We start from the raw sequence: 15,047 nt of genomic DNA, 5'->3' as shown, positions 1-15,047 counted from the left end.
TCGCTGATGCAGCTTTTCCTTCGCCTGATGCTCGATCCCTCACGCCCGCCGCGGCGCCGCCGCAAGCGCGACGAGCGCGGCTTCACGCTTACCGAATTGATGGTCGTCATCTTCATTATCGGGCTGCTCGCAACGGTCGTGCTGATCAACGTCCTGCCCAGCCAGGACAAGGCGATGGTGACGAAGGCTAAGGCCGATATTGCGACGCTGGAGAATGCGCTCGAACAATATCGGCTCGACAATCTGACGTATCCGGCGACGACCGACGGGCTGAACGCGCTGTCGACGCCGCCGCCGTCGCTGGCGCAGCCCGAACGCTACCGCCGCGGCGGCTATATCAAGAAACTGCCGAGCGATCCTTGGGGACGCCCTTATAATTATCAGGCGCCCGCCGCGAACGGAAAGCCGTTCGACGTCTGGTCGCTCGGCGCCGACGGCGCGCCCGGCGGGACCGACGAAAATGCCGACATCCACGGGGACAGCTGACCGCGGTCGCCTCCGGCGCGGCAAGGCGCGTGGCTTCACGCTGGTCGAACTGATGGTCGTTCTGACGATATTGGCGCTGGCCGCGACCGCCGTCGTGCTGACCATCCCGGGCGAGGAACGCAGCGTGCGCAGCGAGGCCGACCGGCTGGCGGCGCGGCTCGCCGCGGCGCGCGACGTCGCGGTGGTCGAGGGACGCAGTGTCGCGGTCAATTTCGCGCCGTCGGGCTATGGTTTCGAACGCCGCGTCGACGGCGCCTGGACGCCCTTGCCCGGCCGGGCCTTTGTGCAGCGCAATTGGCCCGCCGATATCCGCTTCGCCGCTGGCGACGGGCAGGGTGCGGCGCGCATCCTATTCGACCGTGTCGGTACCAGCCCGACGCCGCAGGCGGTGGTGCTGGCGGGCGGCGACGCGCGCGAAGTGGTGCGCGTCTCGGCAACCGGAGAGGTCAGCCGTGATCGCTAGACAGTCCATCACCGACCAGCGCGGGTTCACGCTGCTCGAAATGCTCGTCGCGCTCAGCATCATCAGCATTGCGGCGCTGACGCTCGTCAGACTCGATGCCTATGCGGTGCGAACCGCGGGCGATCTCGACGAAAGCACCGTCGCGGGCATCGTCGCGCAAAATCGTGCCGTCGAACTCTGGACCGATCCGGCGCCACCGACGATCGGCGCCAGTACGACCAGCGTGACCAATGCCGGGCGCAACTGGCGGATCGAACAACGCGTCGCCCCGACCGCCGACGACAGCCTGCTGCGTATCGACCTGATCGTCCGACCCGAGGCGGGGCGCGGGCAGGCGGCGCTGACGATCATCCGGGTAGCGCGATGAGGCGCATTCGCATTTCTTCTCCCTTTGCCCAGAGCTTGTCGAAGGGTCGTCCTTTCTTCGGCGTCAAAGAAAAGAGCGGTGATTCGTCAGTCTCAGCACGAACCGAGGTTGCGATAGGTCAGCACGGCTTCACCCTCGTCGAAATGCTCGTTGCGCTCTCGCTCTTTGCCGCGATCGCGGCGATGGGGGTGAGCCTTCTACGCAGCAGCGTTGACACACAAGAGGCGGTACAGACGCGGCTCAAGGCGATGAGCGGGATGAACCGCATCCGCGCGGTCATGGCGAACGATCTGGCGCAGGCGGTGCAGCGGCCGACGCGCGGCGCGGCGGGCGAGGCGGTTCCGGCCTTCACCGGCTCGGCGAACGGCTTCGCCTTCGTTCATGCGGGTACGGCTACGATCGAGGGGGGCGCGCGGCCCGATGTCGAACGCGTCGGCTATGCCCTGATCGGAGGTGAGTGGCGCCGCGCGGTGCAGCCGACGCTCGACGGCACGACGCTCGGCGACGGTGACCGGCTGGTCGGCGACGTTTCGGCGGCTGCGGTGCGCTACCGCGACGAGCGCGGCAACTGGAGCGAAAGCTGGTCGAGCGATCCTGACGACCGATTGCCGCGCGCGGTCGAGGTGCGATTGACCCGTGCCGGGCGACCGCCGCTGACGATGCTGTTTCTGACCGCGCCGACGCTCCCACCGCCGCTGCCTTCGCCGACTGGGGGGACGCCATGACCGGGCCGAGACAGGACGATCGCGGGGCGGCGCTGCTCAGCGTGTTGCTGCTCGTCGCGGTCATGGCGGTGATCGCAGCGACCGCGCTCGACCGGTTGACGCTTGCGACGCGGATCGCGGCCAGCGCCGCGACGGTCGATCAGGGACGCGCCTACGCCTTTGCCGCCGAACAGATTGCGCTGCGGCGCGTCGCCAATCTGGTGGCGCGCGATCCGTCGCGACTGTCGAATGACGGCGATTGGCTCGACCGCGATTTTATCCTGCCGCTGCCGGGCGGGCAGGGGAGCGCGCGGCTGAGCGATGCCGACAATTGCTTCAATCTCAACAGCCTGGCCGCCGAAACCGCGCCGGGAAAGCTCAGCCAGCGGTCGGGCGCTACCGCGCAATTTACCGAGCTGATGGTGCTGCTCGGTATCGACCGCGGACAGGCGATGGCGATTTCCGGCGCGACCGCGGATTGGATCGACAGCGACGGCAACGACGGGCCGCTCGGCGCCGAAGATGGCGTCTATCGCGCGCTCCCCGGCGCCTACCTGCCCGCAAACCGCAAGATGGCCGATGTCAGCGAATTGCGCACGGTGCGCGGCGTGACGCCCAAAATCTATGCGCGGCTGAAGCCGTGGATATGCGCCTTGCCGCGCGCCGAACCGGTGAAGCTGAACGTCAACACGCTGCGTCCCGAACAGGCGCCGCTGATCGCGATGCTGATGCCGGGGCAGATCAGCATCGCCGATGCGCGGGCGGCGCTGGCGGCCCGACCCGCTGGCGGCTATGGCAGCAGCGTGCGATTCTGGGAGGCGCGCTCGCTCGCCCGGCTTGATCCGCCCACCGACGTGGGCGAACAGGCCGCGGTGACCAGCCGGTGGCTCACGCTGACGACGCAAGTGACGATTGGGGACGGGTTTTTGACGGCACATTCGCTTATCGACGTCAATGGCGGCGCGCCGGGCGCCGGTCAGGCGCCGCCGGTCATCGTCCGCCGGGACTGGGGCGAGGCCGACTGACGTGGCGCGGACGCTGATCCTCTGGCTGCCGTCGGCGGCGGCGCTCGGTGGCGACGAAGCCGCACGGCCTGCCTGGCTGCGCGTCGACGATGGTGTGATCGTCGACAGCGGGCAGGACGACGGCTGGGTCGACGCCTGGGAAAAACCGCAGGACGACGCGGGCGACGATCGCCTCGTCGCGCTCGCCCCTGCGGGCGACGTGCCGATCCACTGGCGCGCCTATCCCGATGCTGCCCCCGCGCAGGCGGCAGCGGCGGCGCGGATCGACGCGCTGCGCGACAGTCTGGGCGACGCGGCCGGACTGCACATCGTGGCCGGTGAGCCGGCCGAGACCGGACAGGCGGTGCCGGTGGCCGTCACCACCCACGCCGCGATGACGGCCTGGACCGGCTGGCTCGCGGCAGAGGGGCTGACCGCTGCGGCGATCCTTCCCGCCGCCGCCATCTTGCCGCCGCCCGACGCCGATCATTTGTGGACCGCCGACCTTGGAGGCGAAGCGATCCTGCGCTCGGCCGATCGGGCATGGCGCTCCGATCCGGAAATCGACGCGCTGGTCGCGCAGGAGCGAACGATCGTCCCGCTGGGCGCCGATGCGGCGCGGGAAGCGTTGCTGATCTCGCTCGCCGCGCCGCCGCTCGATCTGCTGAGCGGAAGCTGGAAGCCGAAGCGCCGCTGGGCGGCCGATCCGGATCTGGTGCGGATCGGCAAGCGCCTGCTCGCGGCGTTGCTGATCGTCAGCCTGCTGGTCCCGGTCGTTTATGCGGTGCGCCTTGCCGCCGACACCCGCCGCGCCGATGCCGCAGTTGTTGCGGCTGCGGCGACGCTGGGGATCGAAGCTCCCGATGCGACCGCGGCGGAGGCCGAAGTCGATCGCCGGCTGGCCAGCGCGGGCGGCGGGCCGCTCGCCTTTTCGGTTCCGGCGTCGGCTCTGTTCGATGCGATGCGCGACACGCCGGGAGTGACGCTCAAGACGCTGTCGCACCGCACCGACGGGACGCTGACGACGACGCTGGCGGGGCCGCGCGTCGATGATCTTAACAAGGTGCTGCTGGCGCTGCAGGCGCGCGGCTATCGCGTGACCGCGCAGCCGATGGCGGGCACCGACGGCCAGCAGATGGCAAATATCACGGTTCGGGCGGTGCCATGATCGACAGGATGCGCAATTGGTGGGCGGGTTTGTCACGGCGCGAGCATTGGCTTGTCGGCATTGCAGCGGCGCTGGCGCTGGCGGTGCTCGTCTGGGCGCTCGCCCGTCCGGCCTATGCGGCGCTGGTCGATCTTGGCAGCGACCATGCCGCGGCAATCGAGCGCGAAGGGCGCGTCGCGGCCAAGGTGCATCTTTTGTCGCAGCGTCCGGCGAAGGCGGTCGCTGCCGCCACCGATGCGGTAGCGATCGACCAGTTTCTGGCGCAATCGGCGGGCGAGATCGGCCTGACCCTCGACCGTAACGAAGCGCGCGGAACGGCGCAGGCAACCATCGCCATCGCGACCGCGAAGGCGCCCGTCCTCAACGACTGGCTCGCGGCGCTCGAGACGCAGGGGTTCGTTGTCGATCAGCTCACGGTCACCCCCGCTGCCGACGGCACGGTGGGCATGACCGCCGAACTGCGCAAGGGCGGACAGTGATGGCCCGCTCGCACCGCCTCTGGATCGCGGCCGCGGCGCTGTTCGCGCTGCTGCTGATCGCCGCGACCTTTCCGATGCGGCTGGCGCTGTCGCTCGCCGGGGTCTCCGATGCGGGCTTCAGCGCGCGGACGGTGCGCGGCTCGGTCTGGTCGGGCGAACTTGTCGACGCGCGATTGGGCGCGCTGCCGCTCGGCACGGTCAAGGCCAGCTTGTCGCCGCTCGCGCTGCTGACGGGCGGCACCGAACTCGCCTTTGCGCGCCAGGACGATCGGCTGGGCGCCTTGTCGGGCCGACTCTACGGCACAAACCCGCGCGGCGCCGCCGACGTCAACGGCGTCACGACGCTCGCGGGCGGCCTCGGCGCGATCCCCGTCGACACCATCCGCTTCGAAGGCGCCACCACACGCTTTGACAATGACGGGAAATGCGTGGAAGCAAGCGGACGGGTGCAGCTTTCGATCGCGGCGCCGATCGCCGGTCTGGATCTGGCGCGCGGGCTGTCGGGCCCGCTGAGCTGTGCGAACGGGCGTGCACAGGCGGCGCTGAGCAGCCAGTCGGGGATGGAGCGGCTGACGCTGGGGTTTGACGGTCGTGGCGCGTGGCGCGCGCAGTTCGCGATCACCGTCGACGACGATCCGACGATGGCGGCGGCGTTGACGATGCTCGGCTTCCGTCCGGCGGCGGACGGCTACGTGCTGGCGACCACGGGTCAATTCTGACATGGCGGCGCTCGACGCCTTGCCCTTTGGCATGGGCGTCGGCCTGGCCGCGTTGGCGGGGTTGCTGCTCGGTAGCTTTCTGGCGACGCTGGTGTTGCGCTGGCCGCTGGGGCGGTCGGTGTTGCGCGGGCGTTCGCTGTGCGATGCATGCGGCACGGCGCTGACCGTGCGCGACCTTATACCCTTGCTGTCGGCCATCGCGGCGCGTGGTCGCTGCCGTCATTGCGGCGCGCCGATTGACGCGCTGCATTGGCGGGTCGAATTGTTGTCGGCGGCGATCGGGGCAGCGGCGCTCGCGCTGATGCCCGGCACGGCGGGCTGGTTATGGGGGCTGTTCGGCTGGCTGTTGCTGCCGCTCGCGCTGCTCGACGCGCGGCATATGTGGCTGCCCGATCCGCTCAACGTGGTGCTGGCGCTCGCCGGACTGCTGCTCGCCGGGCCGCTGCTCGAAGTAAGTCTGCTCGATCGCTGGATCGGCGCGGTGGCGGGTGGGCTGGTCCTCGCCGGCATCGCTGCCGCCTACCGGCACGTGCGCGGGAGCGAGGGGATGGGGGGCGGCGATCCCAAGCTGGTCGCGGCGATCGGGTGCTGGATCGGGTGGCAGGCGCTGCCGCTGCTGTTGCTGCTCGCTAGCCTGGGCGGGCTGGTCTGGGCGCTTGGTGCGCAGCGAAAAGGGGACGGCCCGCTGTCGATGCGGGCCGTCCCCTTCGGTGTGTTCGCTTGCACCGCCGCTTGGGCGACGGTGCCGCTTTGGCCGTTGATCAGCGGCCGATAACGACCGTCACCGCGCGGCGGTTCTTCGCCCAGGCTTCCTCGTTCGATCCGAGTTCGGCCGGCCGTTCCTTGCCATAGCTGATGACATTCATACGGCTCGGGTCGATGCCGAGCGAGGCGAGATAATTCTTCGCAGCGTTGGCGCGGCGTTCGCCGAGCGCGATATTATAGTCGCGGGTACCGCGTTCGTCGGCATGACCTTCGATCGTCACGCGCACCGCGGGATTGCGCTGCAGCCATTGCGCCTGGCTTTGCAGCGTCGCCATATCCTCTGCATCGACATTATATTGATCGAAGCCGAAGAAGATGCGGTCCGAGGCGACGTTGGCGATGAAGTCCTGCTGCGAACCCGGAATGACCGCATTGGGGTCGGTTCCCGTACCGGTCCCGGTGTCGGTTCCTTCGGGGGCTGGCGGCAGCGTTTCGGGGGCTTTCTTCGAACAGGCACCCACAGTCAGCATGGTGATCGCCGCGATCATCGCGGTGGTTTTGCGTATCGTCATGTCGTCTGTCCTTTTTGTTGCGTTTTCAGTCGTGGCGAAATGCGATGAACGTCAATTTAACACAGGATTGAACCCCGCGGTTTTCCTTTGGTTCCGCGCGCGCCGGCGCGCCTCAGGGCAGGATCGGGCCCCAGCTCGGGTCGGACCCGTCCTGCGGCGTCGGCAACCGGCGCAGGTTCACGCCGGTCAGGTCGACCTGCCAGATCGTCGATTTGCCCTCGCGGCCCGATGTGGTGCGGAAGAACTGGATCACGCGGCCGTTGGGCGACCAGGTCGGCGCTTCGTCCTGCCAGCTGTTGGTCAGCAGCCGCTCGCCGCTACCGCTGGGGGTCATCACGCCGATGCGGAACTCGCCGCCGCCCATTTTGGTGAAGGCGATCAGGTCGCCGCGCGGCGACCATTCGGGCGTCGCATAGCGACCGCCGCCGAAGCTGATCCGGCGCTGATCGGACCCGTCGACATTCATCGTGTAGATTTGCTGGCTGCCCGACCGGTCGCTTTCGAAGACGATCTTCTTGCCGTCGGGTGAAAAGCTGCCGCCAACGTCGATGCCCGGCGCGTTGGTCAGCCGCACCGGCGTGCCGCCTTCGGTCGAGATGCGATAGATGTCGGTGTTGTCGCCGACTGCCATCGAAAAGAGGATCTGCCGGCCATCGGGCGACCAGCGCGGTGCGAAGGTCGCGTTGCGGCTTTCGGTCACCAGCTTCTGCGTGCCCGCATTGACGTCATAGATGAAGACGCGGACGCGGTCGTTCAGATAGCTGACATAGACGATCTTCCTGTAATCGGGCGAGAAGCGCGGAGACAGCGCCAGCGCCTGGCCGTTGGTGATGAAGCGGTGATTACCGCCGTCCGAATCCATAATCGCAAGGCGCTTGATCCGGTTCCCCTTGGGGCCGCTCTCGGCGATATAGGCGACGCGGCTGTCGAAGAAGGGAGATTCCCCGGACAGACGCGAATAGATGGCGTCGGCGCATTTGTGCGCGGCGCGGCGCCAGTCGCCGGGCTGGATCTCGAAACCCTGTCGCACCAGCTCGCTGCCGAGCTGAGTGTCGTAGAGATAGCAGCCGACGACGAAGCCGCCGGTGCTGTTCGTCTGGACGAAGCCATGGACGACATTTTCGGCGTTGCGCGCCTGCCAGTCGGCGAAACGTGGCGCGCGCACTTCCGCCATGCTGATCGCGCGAACGCTGCCGGGGCCGAGCGGCGCGTAAAGCCCGCTGCGTTCAAGGTCGGCGGCGATCACATCGGCGATCTGCCGCCCCAGATTGTCGGTGCGCAGCCCGGCGACGGTGGTGACGGCAGGCGTGGCAAAAGCGGGAACCGCGATGACCGTGCGGTCCTGGGACAGCGTGCCTTCGATCGTTTCGCGCGGTTCGGTGGGGATCGCAGGGGCGGGTGTGGGCGATGCGACCTGCGCCAACGCCGGGGCGACGGACAGCATGAGCGCGAGCGGGAGGGCGATGGAGCGAAGCGGCATCTCTCTTACCTCTTGATGAAATCGAGCGTGTAATTCTGCCAGAAGCTGTAATTTTCCTCGGGCAGGTCGAAGGGGGCGGCGAGTTCGATGGCACGCTTGGCGCATTCCTGATGCCGCTGGACCTGGAATTTGTTGCTGTCGTTCTGGCCGCTCGTCTCGACGCTGGTAAATCCGGCGAGCGCCCCCGACTGGGTCAGGCGGAATTTGACCACGGTCTTGAGTTGATCGACCTCGACGCCGCTGATGCGGCACCCGTTCCAGCGCGGACCGACGGCGGCCTTGATGCTGACGTCGATCGAGCGCTTGACCTCGGCCGCCGTCGCGGCGGCCGGTGCGCCCTTGGAAGCCGAGGCCTTTGGCTGCGAACGGCTCAGCCCGTCGACGATGCCGTCGAGACGGCCAGTGGGCCGCGACGACTGTTTTTTCGGTTCGGCCTTGGGTGTCGGCCGCGGCGGCGCCTTCTGGGCCGCTGGCGGGGATTTCTTGGGTGTCGCCGGAACGGGTTTCGCGACCTGCTTTGGTGCGGGGGCGGGGGTCGGGCGGACGACGGGCTCGGGCAGCGGCGGCGTCGGCACCGGTTCGGGCGGCGCGGCGATATCGGCCGCATCCTCCTCGCCCAGCCGTGCGGCGGGGGGATTGGCGCTGATGACCGGCGCGGTCGATTGCGGCGCCGTCTCCGCGATCAGATCGACCTCCATCGGCGGATTGTCGAAACGGCGCTGGCCCGCGGTCCATTGCACCGACAACAGTACGATAATCACGACATGCGCGGCGGCGGCCACGGCGATGCCGCGTCCTTGTGTCCCCCCAAATGCCCGCGTTTCGGCCATGATCTTGACCCTATGGCCGCGTTTCTGAACCGTCCGTGACCGCGCTTTCGGCGGCAGCGGCGGTATCGGTGTCGGCGCCTGTCGTCACCAGCGCGATACGCGACAGGCCGGCGCGGTTGAGTTCGCCCATCACCCGCATTACGCGGCCATAGTCGAGCCCCTTGTCGGCGCGCAGCATGATCTGTCGCGGCTTGTCGCCGTCCTTCGTTTCGCGCGCGATGGCATCGAGGCGGGCCGGCAGTTCGGCCTCGGGGACGACCTGATCGCCGATATACAGCGTGTCGTCGGCATTGATCGACAGTTGCACCGGCTCCTGCTCCTCGGTCTCGATCGGCTTGGCCCGGCTTTCGGGCAGGTCGATCGGCACCGCCGAGGCAAGCAGCGGCGCGGTGATCATGAAGATGATCAGCAGCACCAGCATGACATCGACGAGCGGGGTGACGTTGATCTCCGACATCGGCGCCCGGCGCCCGCCGCGCCCGCGACGCCGGCCGCCGACGCCGCCCGAAGGTCCGGTCATCGCCATCAGGCTTCGACCTCCAGTTCGCGGCTGAAGGTCGCGTGCAGGCCATCGGCAAAGCGGCCGAGCCGCGATTCGAGCCGGTTCAGCCGCTGCGAAAAGGCGTTATAGGCAATCACCGCGGGAATGGCCGCGAACAGCCCGATCGCGGTTGCGAACAGCGCCTCGGCGATCCCCGGCGCAACGACGGCGAGGCTGCTGTTGTTCGACGCGGCAATCGCGGTGAAGCTGCGCATGATCCCCCACACCGTCCCGAACAGGCCGACGAAGGGCGCAACCGAACCGATGGTGGCCAGCGTGCCGATCTTTTCGGCGAGGCGGTCGACCTCACCGGCGACGGCGCTGTTCATCGCAATGCCCAGCCGTTCGCGCGTTCCTTCACGGTCGATGACCTTGCTCCGCGTCGAACGGCGCCACTCGCCGATCCCCGCAGCCAGCACCTTCGCGCTCGGCAATTCTTCATTGCCATTCTTGTCATAGAATTTGTCGATATTGTCGGCGCGCCAGAAATCGCGCTCGAAGCTGTCCGACGCCTTCATCATTTTGCCGACGCCGCGGCCGTGGGTGAAGATCACCGCCCACACATAGATGGACGCGGCAAGCAACCCGATCATTACCGCCTTCACGATGATATCGGCCTGCAGGAACAGCGCGATGGGGGACAAGGTCGCCGCGTCGGCGGCCAGCTTGATATTGTCTAGCAAGGGATGGTCTCTCCATTCATGATCGCGGTAAAGCAGCTGGCCCACCCGGCGGGCTGGCGGCGCGGCCGGCCCTCGGGCGACAGAAAGGCTGCGGTAACACGCCCGTTGGTTAACTCGTCCTGACCGCGAAGGATGCGTTGCGCGATAATCACGCTCGCGCCGCGCACCGCCTCGACGGTGCTGATAACCAGCAAATCGTCGTCGAGCTTGGCCGGGCGTACATATTTGATCGCAAGGTCGGTGACGGCCCAGGCGCCTTCGCCCGCTTCCATCGCCGCGCGCTGGTCGATCCCGGCGATGCGCAGCATGTCCGATCGGGCACGCTCCATATAGCGCAGATAATTGGCGTGATAGACGATGCCGCTGAGGTCGGTGTCCTCGAAATAGACGCGCAGCCGGTAATGATGCGCGGCCCCGACAAAGGCGCCGGGGATGAAAGGAGGCGGAACGTCAACCATAGTTGCGAGCGATAGCGATGCTTCGACTCGTCGCAAAGCCCTCTTGAACGGTTCGTCGCAGCGCGGGGCCGGTTGACGGATTCAAAGCCGCACTTTTCCGTCCTATTTTGCCGCGCCGCCGCCAGAATCGAATAATCCGTCCTGCACCCCCGCGGGCGGATTGAGGCCCAGATGCTTCCATGCGCTGGCGTTGAGGCAGCGGCCGCGCGCCGTGCGGGCGATCAGGCCGATCTGGAGCAGATAGGGTTCGATCACATCCTCGATCGTGTCGCGCGGCTCGCTGAGGCCCGCGGCCAGCGTTTCGACCCCCACGGGGCCGCCGCGATAGATGTCGGCGATCATGGCAAGGTAGCGGCGGTCCATCGCGTCGAGGCCCAGCGCATCGACCTCCAGCCGGTTGAGCGCCGCGTCGGCCACCCGCGCGTCGACGATCTGCGCCCCCGCCACTGTCGCAAAATCACGCACGCGGCGGAGCAGGCGCCCGGCGATGCGCGGTGTGCCGCGCGAACGCTTCGCGATTTCGAGCGCGCCGTCGGGCGCGATGCCGAGGCCGAGCAAGCGCGCGGCGCGGCCGATCACTTGTTCGAGTTCGGCATGGGTGTAGAAATTGAGCCGCACCGGGATACCGAAGCGATCGCGCAGCGGCGTCGTCAGCAACCCCTGCCGCGTGGTCGCGCCGACAAGGGTGAATTTGGGCAGGTCGATCCGCACGCTGCGCGCCGACGGCCCTTCGCCGATCATGATGTCGAGCGCGCGGTCCTCCATCGCGGGATAGAGGATTTCCTCGACCGCGGGCGACAGGCGGTGGATTTCGTCGATGAAGAGGACGTCGCCGTCCTCGAGATTGGTGAGCAGCGCGGCGAGGTCGCCCGCCTTGGCGATGACCGGGCCGCTGGTCGACCGGAAACCGACGCCCAGCTCCTTCGCAACGATCTGTGCCAGCGTCGTCTTGCCCAGCCCCGGCGGACCGAAGAAGAGCACATGATCGAGCGCATCGGCGCGCGCCTTTGCCGCCTCGATGAAGATGCGCAGATTCTCGCGCGCCGCGGCCTGACCCACGAATTCGGCGAGCGACTTCGGCCGCAGCGCGGCATCGGCATCCTCGGGGGTGCGGACAGGGGTGGTGAGCTCGGTCACGATACGGCGATACCCATATTTGTCGTCATGCTGAACTTGTTTCAGCATCCACGGGCGGAACTCTCGTCCGGCACTGCGCCGAAGGAAGGGGCAGGCCATGGACCCTGAAACAAGTTGGCGATTATCCCCTTGCGACAAGAAAGGTGCGTTCCCCCGCGAAGGCGGGGGTCCAGTTCCAACAGGGAGACGCGCGGCAGCGCGGCCTTCGACGCTTCGCGTCGAAGCTGGACCCCCGCCTTCGCGGGGGAACACTTACTTGTTTGAGCGCGATATATGCCAAACAAGTTCAGGGTGACGGGATGGATGAGGCGACGGTCAATCATAATGCTCGATCCCCTCGCCGGTGATCGAAACCCAAGGCTCCTTGCGCTCTTCATACACCGAATAGTCGGGGACGAAGCCGTGGCCGGGTGCGAAATTGCCGAGCGGGATCGCGTAGGCGTCGTGATAGGGGCGCGCGCGATACCAGACGCCCGAACCGCAGGTGCCGCAAAAGAAGAAGTCGGCGGTGTTGCCGCTCTCGCCGGTATATTGCCACATCTTCGCGCTCGCTTCGCCCTCGATGCGGACCTGCTCGACGGGAAAGCGGACCTGCGCGGCAAAGGCGCTGCCGCTGCGCGCCTTGCACTCGCGGCAATGGCACACCGACACGCGGATCGGCTTACCGGTGCAGGCGATGCGGATCTGGCCGCAGCGGCAGGAGGCGTGGCGGGTGAGGGCGGTCATTTCGCCGCCTTTTTGAGCGCGACGCGAACCAGCGCATCCAGAGTGGCGCCCGCGCCCAGTTCCTCGCTCGCCGCGGCGACGGCGGCGCTCGCTTCGCCAGGTTTGAAGCCGAGGCCGGTGAGGGCGGTCACGGCATCGCCGAGCGGGCCGGCGGCCGGGACGGCCGCGGGGCCGCTGCCCGCGATCCCGCCCAGTGCGCCTGCTTTGTCCTTCAGTTCGTGCGCGATGCGTTGTGCGAGCTTCGGTCCGACGCCGTTGGCGCGCGCGATCATCGCGCTGTCGCCGCTGGCGAGCGCGCGTTGCAGGTCGGCGACTTCGAGCGCGGAGAGGATCGCGAGCGCGACCTTTGCGCCGACGCCCTGAACGCTGGTGAGCAGGCGGAACCAGTCGCGTTCCTCGGCGCGGGCGAAGCCGAGCAGGCGGAGGAAATCCTCGCCCACCAGCATTTCGGTGTGGATGGTGACATCGCCGCCGACCGGACCGAGCGCGTCGAGCGTGCGCGCCGACGCCTCGACCAGATAGCCGACGCCGCCGACGTCGATCACCGCATGGCCTGCGCCGCTTGAATCGAGCCGTCCGGTGAGTTTTGCGATCATGGCGATGTGCTAGCGTGATAGGAATGAAAAGGGAACAGATTTGGTTCACGCGAAGACGCGAAGGCGGGAAGATGTTGCATTTGCCGCAAAGCGGCATTCATCGTCGGGTGGTGCGCGATGACGCGGCGTCAAGGAGAAAGGGGCCTGACGGCCCGAGCCAGCCTCTTCGCGCCTTCGCGTCTTCGCGTGAACCCTTCAAATACGCGGCCGGTGGTTCGCATGGCAGATCGCGACCGCCAGCGCGTCGGCCGCGTCGGCGCCCGCGACCTTCGCGCCCGGCAGCAGGATACGCAGCATCGCCTGCACCTGCTCCTTCGCCGCGCCGCCGGTGCCGACGATGGCTTTCTTGACCAGGCGCGGCGCATATTCGGCGACGGTCAGCCCGCCCCGCGCGCAGCCGAGCAGGACGACGCCGCGCGCATGCGCGAGCTTCAACGTCGATTGCGGATTGTCGTTGACGAAGACCTCCTCGACCGCCGCGCAAGCCGGTGCGTGATCGGCGATCACGGCGGCGAGCACGGTGTCGAGATAGGCGAGCCGGTCGGGCAGGGACGCCTTGGCGTCGGTCTTGATCTGCCCGTTGGCGATGTGGCTGATCCGGCTGCCCTCGACGCGGATAACGCCCCAGCCGGTACAACTGAGCGAGGGGTCGAGACCGAGGATGATCATGTTAGAAGCCCCTCCCGCTTGCGGGAGGGGTTTGGGGTGGGCAAGCGGCGCGCCGTGCATCGGCCCACCCCCGGCCCCTCCCGCAAGCGGGAGGGGAGGGGTTTGTCATCCGAGCTTTTCCATCACCGCGTCGGGGATTTCATAATTGCCCCACACGGTCTGCACATCGTCGTCATCGTCGAGCGTGTCGATCAGCTTGAACAGCGTCTGCGCGACGCTTTCGTCGGCGACTTCGCTTTTCAGCGTCGGGCGCCACGCGAGTTTCACGCCTTCGGCTTCGCCCAGCTTGGCTTCGAGCGCCTTTGCGACTTCGTGCAAGGAATCGACGCTGGTCCAGATGTCATGGCCATCTTCGGTCGATTCGACATCGTCGGCGCCCGCATCGAGCGCGGCTTCGAAGACGGTGTCGGCATCGCCCGCGCTTGCCGCATAGCTGATCATGCCGAGCCGGTCGAAGCCGTGGCTGACGCTGCCCGACGTGCCGAGGTTGCCGCCATTCTTGCTGAACGCGGTGCGGACATTGGTCGCGGTGCGGTTGCGATTGTCGGTCAGCGCTTCGACGATCAGCGACACGCCGCCGGGGCCATAGCCTTCGTAACGGATTTCCTCGTAATTCTCGCCATCATTGCCTGCGGCCTTGTCGATCGCGCGCTGGATATTGTCCTTGGGCATCGACTGCGCTTTGGCGGCGTTGACCGCCGCGCGAAGGCGGGCGTTGGCGTCGGGATCGGGCAGGCCCATCTTTGCCGCCACCGTGATTTCGCGGCTGAGCTTCGAAAAGAGGCTGCTGCGCTTTTTGTCCTGCGCACCCTTGCGGTGCATGATGTTCTTGAATTTACTATGGCCGGCCACGGCCTACCTCCCTTAACGGAAAAATCTGGCGCCGCCCCTAGCGCGAAGCGCGGTCGCAGACAACTACGGGCGGCGGCGCCGATCAGACAACCACGGCGGTTCCCGAAGCGCTGACCATCAGCATCGACCCGTTCTGGCCGAGCACTTCATAGTCGAGATCGACGCCGATCACGGCATTGCCGCCAAGGCGCGCGGCTTCGGCTTCCATTTCCTGAATCGCTTCCTTGCGCGCGCGGGCGAGGACATCTTCATATTTGCCCGAGCGGCCGCCGACGATGTCGGTGATGCTGGCGAACAGGTCGCGGAACAGGTTCGCGCCGACGATCACCTCGCCGGTGACGATGCCCAGATATTCGCGGACCGGATGGCCTTCGACAGCGTTGGTCGTGGTGCTGAACATCGTCACTC

At 67.4% G+C, this 15,047-nt stretch carries 21 protein-coding genes; 9 read left to right on the top strand and 12 right to left on the bottom strand.

The window, feature by feature from the left end:
- The first annotated feature begins 6 nt into the window (after window positions 1-6).
- From gspG to EBMC1_RS01020, 9 genes are all read left to right on the top strand, one after another.
- Window positions 7-486 (top strand): type II secretion system major pseudopilin GspG, encoded by a 480-nt coding sequence (gspG, locus tag EBMC1_RS01060; RefSeq protein WP_040589238.1) that lies wholly within the window; start codon window positions 7-9, stop codon window positions 484-486.
- Entirely contained in the window at window positions 461-949 is a 489-nt protein-coding gene (locus EBMC1_RS01055; protein ID WP_003039280.1) for a GspH/FimT family pseudopilin, read from the top strand. The genes gspG and EBMC1_RS01055 overlap by 26 nt, the downstream gene beginning before the upstream one ends.
- Window positions 939-1,316: a type II secretion system minor pseudopilin GspI gene (gspI, locus tag EBMC1_RS01050; protein WP_003039276.1), complete on the top strand. Its 378-nt coding sequence runs from the start codon at window positions 939-941 to the stop codon at window positions 1,314-1,316. Before EBMC1_RS01055 ends, gspI begins: the two co-directional genes overlap by 11 nt.
- A gap of 113 nt (window positions 1,317-1,429) precedes the next feature.
- A complete protein-coding gene (gene gspJ / locus EBMC1_RS01045; protein ID WP_269208153.1) occupies window positions 1,430-2,041 on the top strand; it encodes a type II secretion system minor pseudopilin GspJ in 612 nt (203 codons plus the stop codon).
- The gene (gspK, locus tag EBMC1_RS01040) at window positions 2,038-3,045 is read left to right on the top strand and encodes a type II secretion system minor pseudopilin GspK (protein ID WP_003039269.1); all 1,008 of its coding nucleotides are present in this window, start codon (window positions 2,038-2,040) and stop codon (window positions 3,043-3,045) included. Before gspJ ends, gspK begins: the two co-directional genes overlap by 4 nt.
- Before the next feature lies 1 nt (window position 3,046).
- Window positions 3,047-4,192 (top strand): type II secretion system protein GspL, encoded by a 1,146-nt coding sequence (gene gspL, locus EBMC1_RS01035; RefSeq protein ID WP_003039267.1) that lies wholly within the window; start codon window positions 3,047-3,049, stop codon window positions 4,190-4,192.
- Entirely contained in the window at window positions 4,189-4,671 is a 483-nt protein-coding gene (gspM, locus tag EBMC1_RS01030) for a type II secretion system protein GspM (protein ID WP_003039264.1), read from the top strand. The genes gspL and gspM overlap by 4 nt, the downstream gene beginning before the upstream one ends.
- Complete coding sequence (locus EBMC1_RS01025) at window positions 4,671-5,390, top strand: type II secretion system protein N (protein ID WP_003039261.1); 720 nt, start codon at window positions 4,671-4,673, stop codon at window positions 5,388-5,390. The genes gspM and EBMC1_RS01025 overlap by 1 nt, the downstream gene beginning before the upstream one ends.
- A 1-nt stretch (window position 5,391) precedes the next feature.
- Window positions 5,392-6,165, top strand: a complete 774-nt coding sequence (locus tag EBMC1_RS01020) for a prepilin peptidase (protein ID WP_003039259.1) — start codon at window positions 5,392-5,394, stop codon at window positions 6,163-6,165.
- Here EBMC1_RS01020 and pal read toward each other — a convergent pair.
- From pal to EBMC1_RS00960, 12 genes are all read right to left on the bottom strand, one after another.
- Complete coding sequence (pal, locus tag EBMC1_RS01015) at window positions 6,152-6,667, bottom strand: peptidoglycan-associated lipoprotein Pal (protein WP_003039256.1); 516 nt, start codon at window positions 6,665-6,667, stop codon at window positions 6,152-6,154. The genes EBMC1_RS01020 and pal overlap by 14 nt on opposite strands.
- A 112-nt stretch (window positions 6,668-6,779) precedes the next feature.
- The gene (gene tolB, locus EBMC1_RS01010; RefSeq protein WP_003039253.1) at window positions 6,780-8,147 is read right to left on the bottom strand and encodes a Tol-Pal system beta propeller repeat protein TolB; all 1,368 of its coding nucleotides are present in this window, start codon (window positions 8,145-8,147) and stop codon (window positions 6,780-6,782) included.
- A gap of 5 nt (window positions 8,148-8,152) precedes the next feature.
- Entirely contained in the window at window positions 8,153-8,929 is a 777-nt protein-coding gene (locus EBMC1_RS01005) for a hypothetical protein (RefSeq protein ID WP_231292844.1), read from the bottom strand.
- Between the two features lie 58 nt (window positions 8,930-8,987).
- Window positions 8,988-9,503, bottom strand: coding sequence for a protein TolR (gene tolR, locus EBMC1_RS01000; protein WP_003039246.1), 516 nt, complete (start codon window positions 9,501-9,503; stop codon window positions 8,988-8,990).
- Window positions 9,503-10,201, bottom strand: coding sequence for a protein TolQ (gene tolQ, locus EBMC1_RS00995; protein WP_003039244.1), 699 nt, complete (start codon window positions 10,199-10,201; stop codon window positions 9,503-9,505). Before tolQ ends, tolR begins: the two co-directional genes overlap by 1 nt.
- Complete coding sequence (locus EBMC1_RS00990) at window positions 10,195-10,659, bottom strand: YbgC/FadM family acyl-CoA thioesterase (protein ID WP_003039241.1); 465 nt, start codon at window positions 10,657-10,659, stop codon at window positions 10,195-10,197. Before EBMC1_RS00990 ends, tolQ begins: the two co-directional genes overlap by 7 nt.
- A gap of 102 nt (window positions 10,660-10,761) precedes the next feature.
- A complete protein-coding gene (gene ruvB / locus EBMC1_RS00985) occupies window positions 10,762-11,844 on the bottom strand; it encodes a Holliday junction branch migration DNA helicase RuvB (protein WP_003039239.1) in 1,083 nt (360 codons plus the stop codon).
- Window positions 11,845-12,111: 267 nt separating this feature from the next.
- Entirely contained in the window at window positions 12,112-12,522 is a 411-nt protein-coding gene (locus EBMC1_RS00980; protein ID WP_003039236.1) for a GFA family protein, read from the bottom strand.
- Entirely contained in the window at window positions 12,519-13,118 is a 600-nt protein-coding gene (ruvA, locus tag EBMC1_RS00975) for a Holliday junction branch migration protein RuvA (RefSeq protein ID WP_003039234.1), read from the bottom strand. The genes EBMC1_RS00980 and ruvA overlap by 4 nt, the downstream gene beginning before the upstream one ends.
- Before the next feature lie 195 nt (window positions 13,119-13,313).
- On the bottom strand, window positions 13,314-13,787 hold the full coding sequence (gene ruvC / locus EBMC1_RS00970) for a crossover junction endodeoxyribonuclease RuvC (RefSeq protein ID WP_003039231.1): 474 nt from the start codon (window positions 13,785-13,787) through the stop codon (window positions 13,314-13,316).
- A 105-nt stretch (window positions 13,788-13,892) separates the two neighbouring features.
- A complete protein-coding gene (locus tag EBMC1_RS00965) occupies window positions 13,893-14,639 on the bottom strand; it encodes a YebC/PmpR family DNA-binding transcriptional regulator (protein ID WP_003039229.1) in 747 nt (248 codons plus the stop codon).
- An 82-nt stretch (window positions 14,640-14,721) separates the two neighbouring features.
- Window positions 14,722-15,039 carry a YbjQ family protein gene (locus EBMC1_RS00960; protein ID WP_003039226.1) on the bottom strand — a complete coding sequence of 106 codons (318 nt, stop codon included), beginning with the start codon at window positions 15,037-15,039 and terminating at the stop codon, window positions 14,722-14,724.
- Window positions 15,040-15,047 lie beyond the last annotated feature (8 nt).

It is taken from the genome of Sphingopyxis sp. MC1 (genome assembly GCF_000371385.1).
In the GTDB taxonomy this organism is placed as follows: Bacteria; Pseudomonadota; Alphaproteobacteria; order Sphingomonadales; family Sphingomonadaceae; genus Sphingopyxis; species Sphingopyxis terrae.
Note: the sequence above shows the minus strand (reverse complement) of the source record. Positions and strands in the feature narration are given on the sequence as shown.

Bases quoted from the DNA above. Each gene is read 5' to 3' on its own strand.
- gspG (WP_040589238.1), top strand. From the start codon at position 7: ATGCAGCTTTTCCTTCGCCTGATGCTCGATCCCTCACGCCCGCCGCGG.
- EBMC1_RS01055 (WP_003039280.1), top strand. From the start codon at position 461: ATGCCGACATCCACGGGGACAGCTGACCGCGGTCGCCTCCGGCGCGGC.
- gspK (WP_003039269.1), top strand. From the start codon at position 2,038: ATGACCGGGCCGAGACAGGACGATCGCGGGGCGGCGCTGCTCAGCGTG.
- gspM (WP_003039264.1), top strand. From the start codon at position 4,189: ATGATCGACAGGATGCGCAATTGGTGGGCGGGTTTGTCACGGCGCGAG.
- EBMC1_RS01025 (WP_003039261.1), top strand. From the start codon at position 4,671: ATGGCCCGCTCGCACCGCCTCTGGATCGCGGCCGCGGCGCTGTTCGCG.
- EBMC1_RS01020 (WP_003039259.1), top strand. From the start codon at position 5,392: ATGGCGGCGCTCGACGCCTTGCCCTTTGGCATGGGCGTCGGCCTGGCC.
- pal (WP_003039256.1), bottom strand. From the start codon at position 6,667: ATGACGATACGCAAAACCACCGCGATGATCGCGGCGATCACCATGCTG.
- tolB (WP_003039253.1), bottom strand. From the start codon at position 8,147: ATGCCGCTTCGCTCCATCGCCCTCCCGCTCGCGCTCATGCTGTCCGTC.
- tolR (WP_003039246.1), bottom strand. From the start codon at position 9,503: ATGGCGATGACCGGACCTTCGGGCGGCGTCGGCGGCCGGCGTCGCGGG.
- EBMC1_RS00990 (WP_003039241.1), bottom strand. From the start codon at position 10,659: ATGGTTGACGTTCCGCCTCCTTTCATCCCCGGCGCCTTTGTCGGGGCC.
- ruvB (WP_003039239.1), bottom strand. From the start codon at position 11,844: ATGCTGAAACAAGTTCAGCATGACGACAAATATGGGTATCGCCGTATC.
- EBMC1_RS00980 (WP_003039236.1), bottom strand. From the start codon at position 12,522: ATGACCGCCCTCACCCGCCACGCCTCCTGCCGCTGCGGCCAGATCCGC.
- ruvA (WP_003039234.1), bottom strand. From the start codon at position 13,118: ATGATCGCAAAACTCACCGGACGGCTCGATTCAAGCGGCGCAGGCCAT.
- ruvC (WP_003039231.1), bottom strand. From the start codon at position 13,787: ATGATCATCCTCGGTCTCGACCCCTCGCTCAGTTGTACCGGCTGGGGC.
- EBMC1_RS00960 (WP_003039226.1), bottom strand. From the start codon at position 15,039: ATGTTCAGCACCACGACCAACGCTGTCGAAGGCCATCCGGTCCGCGAA.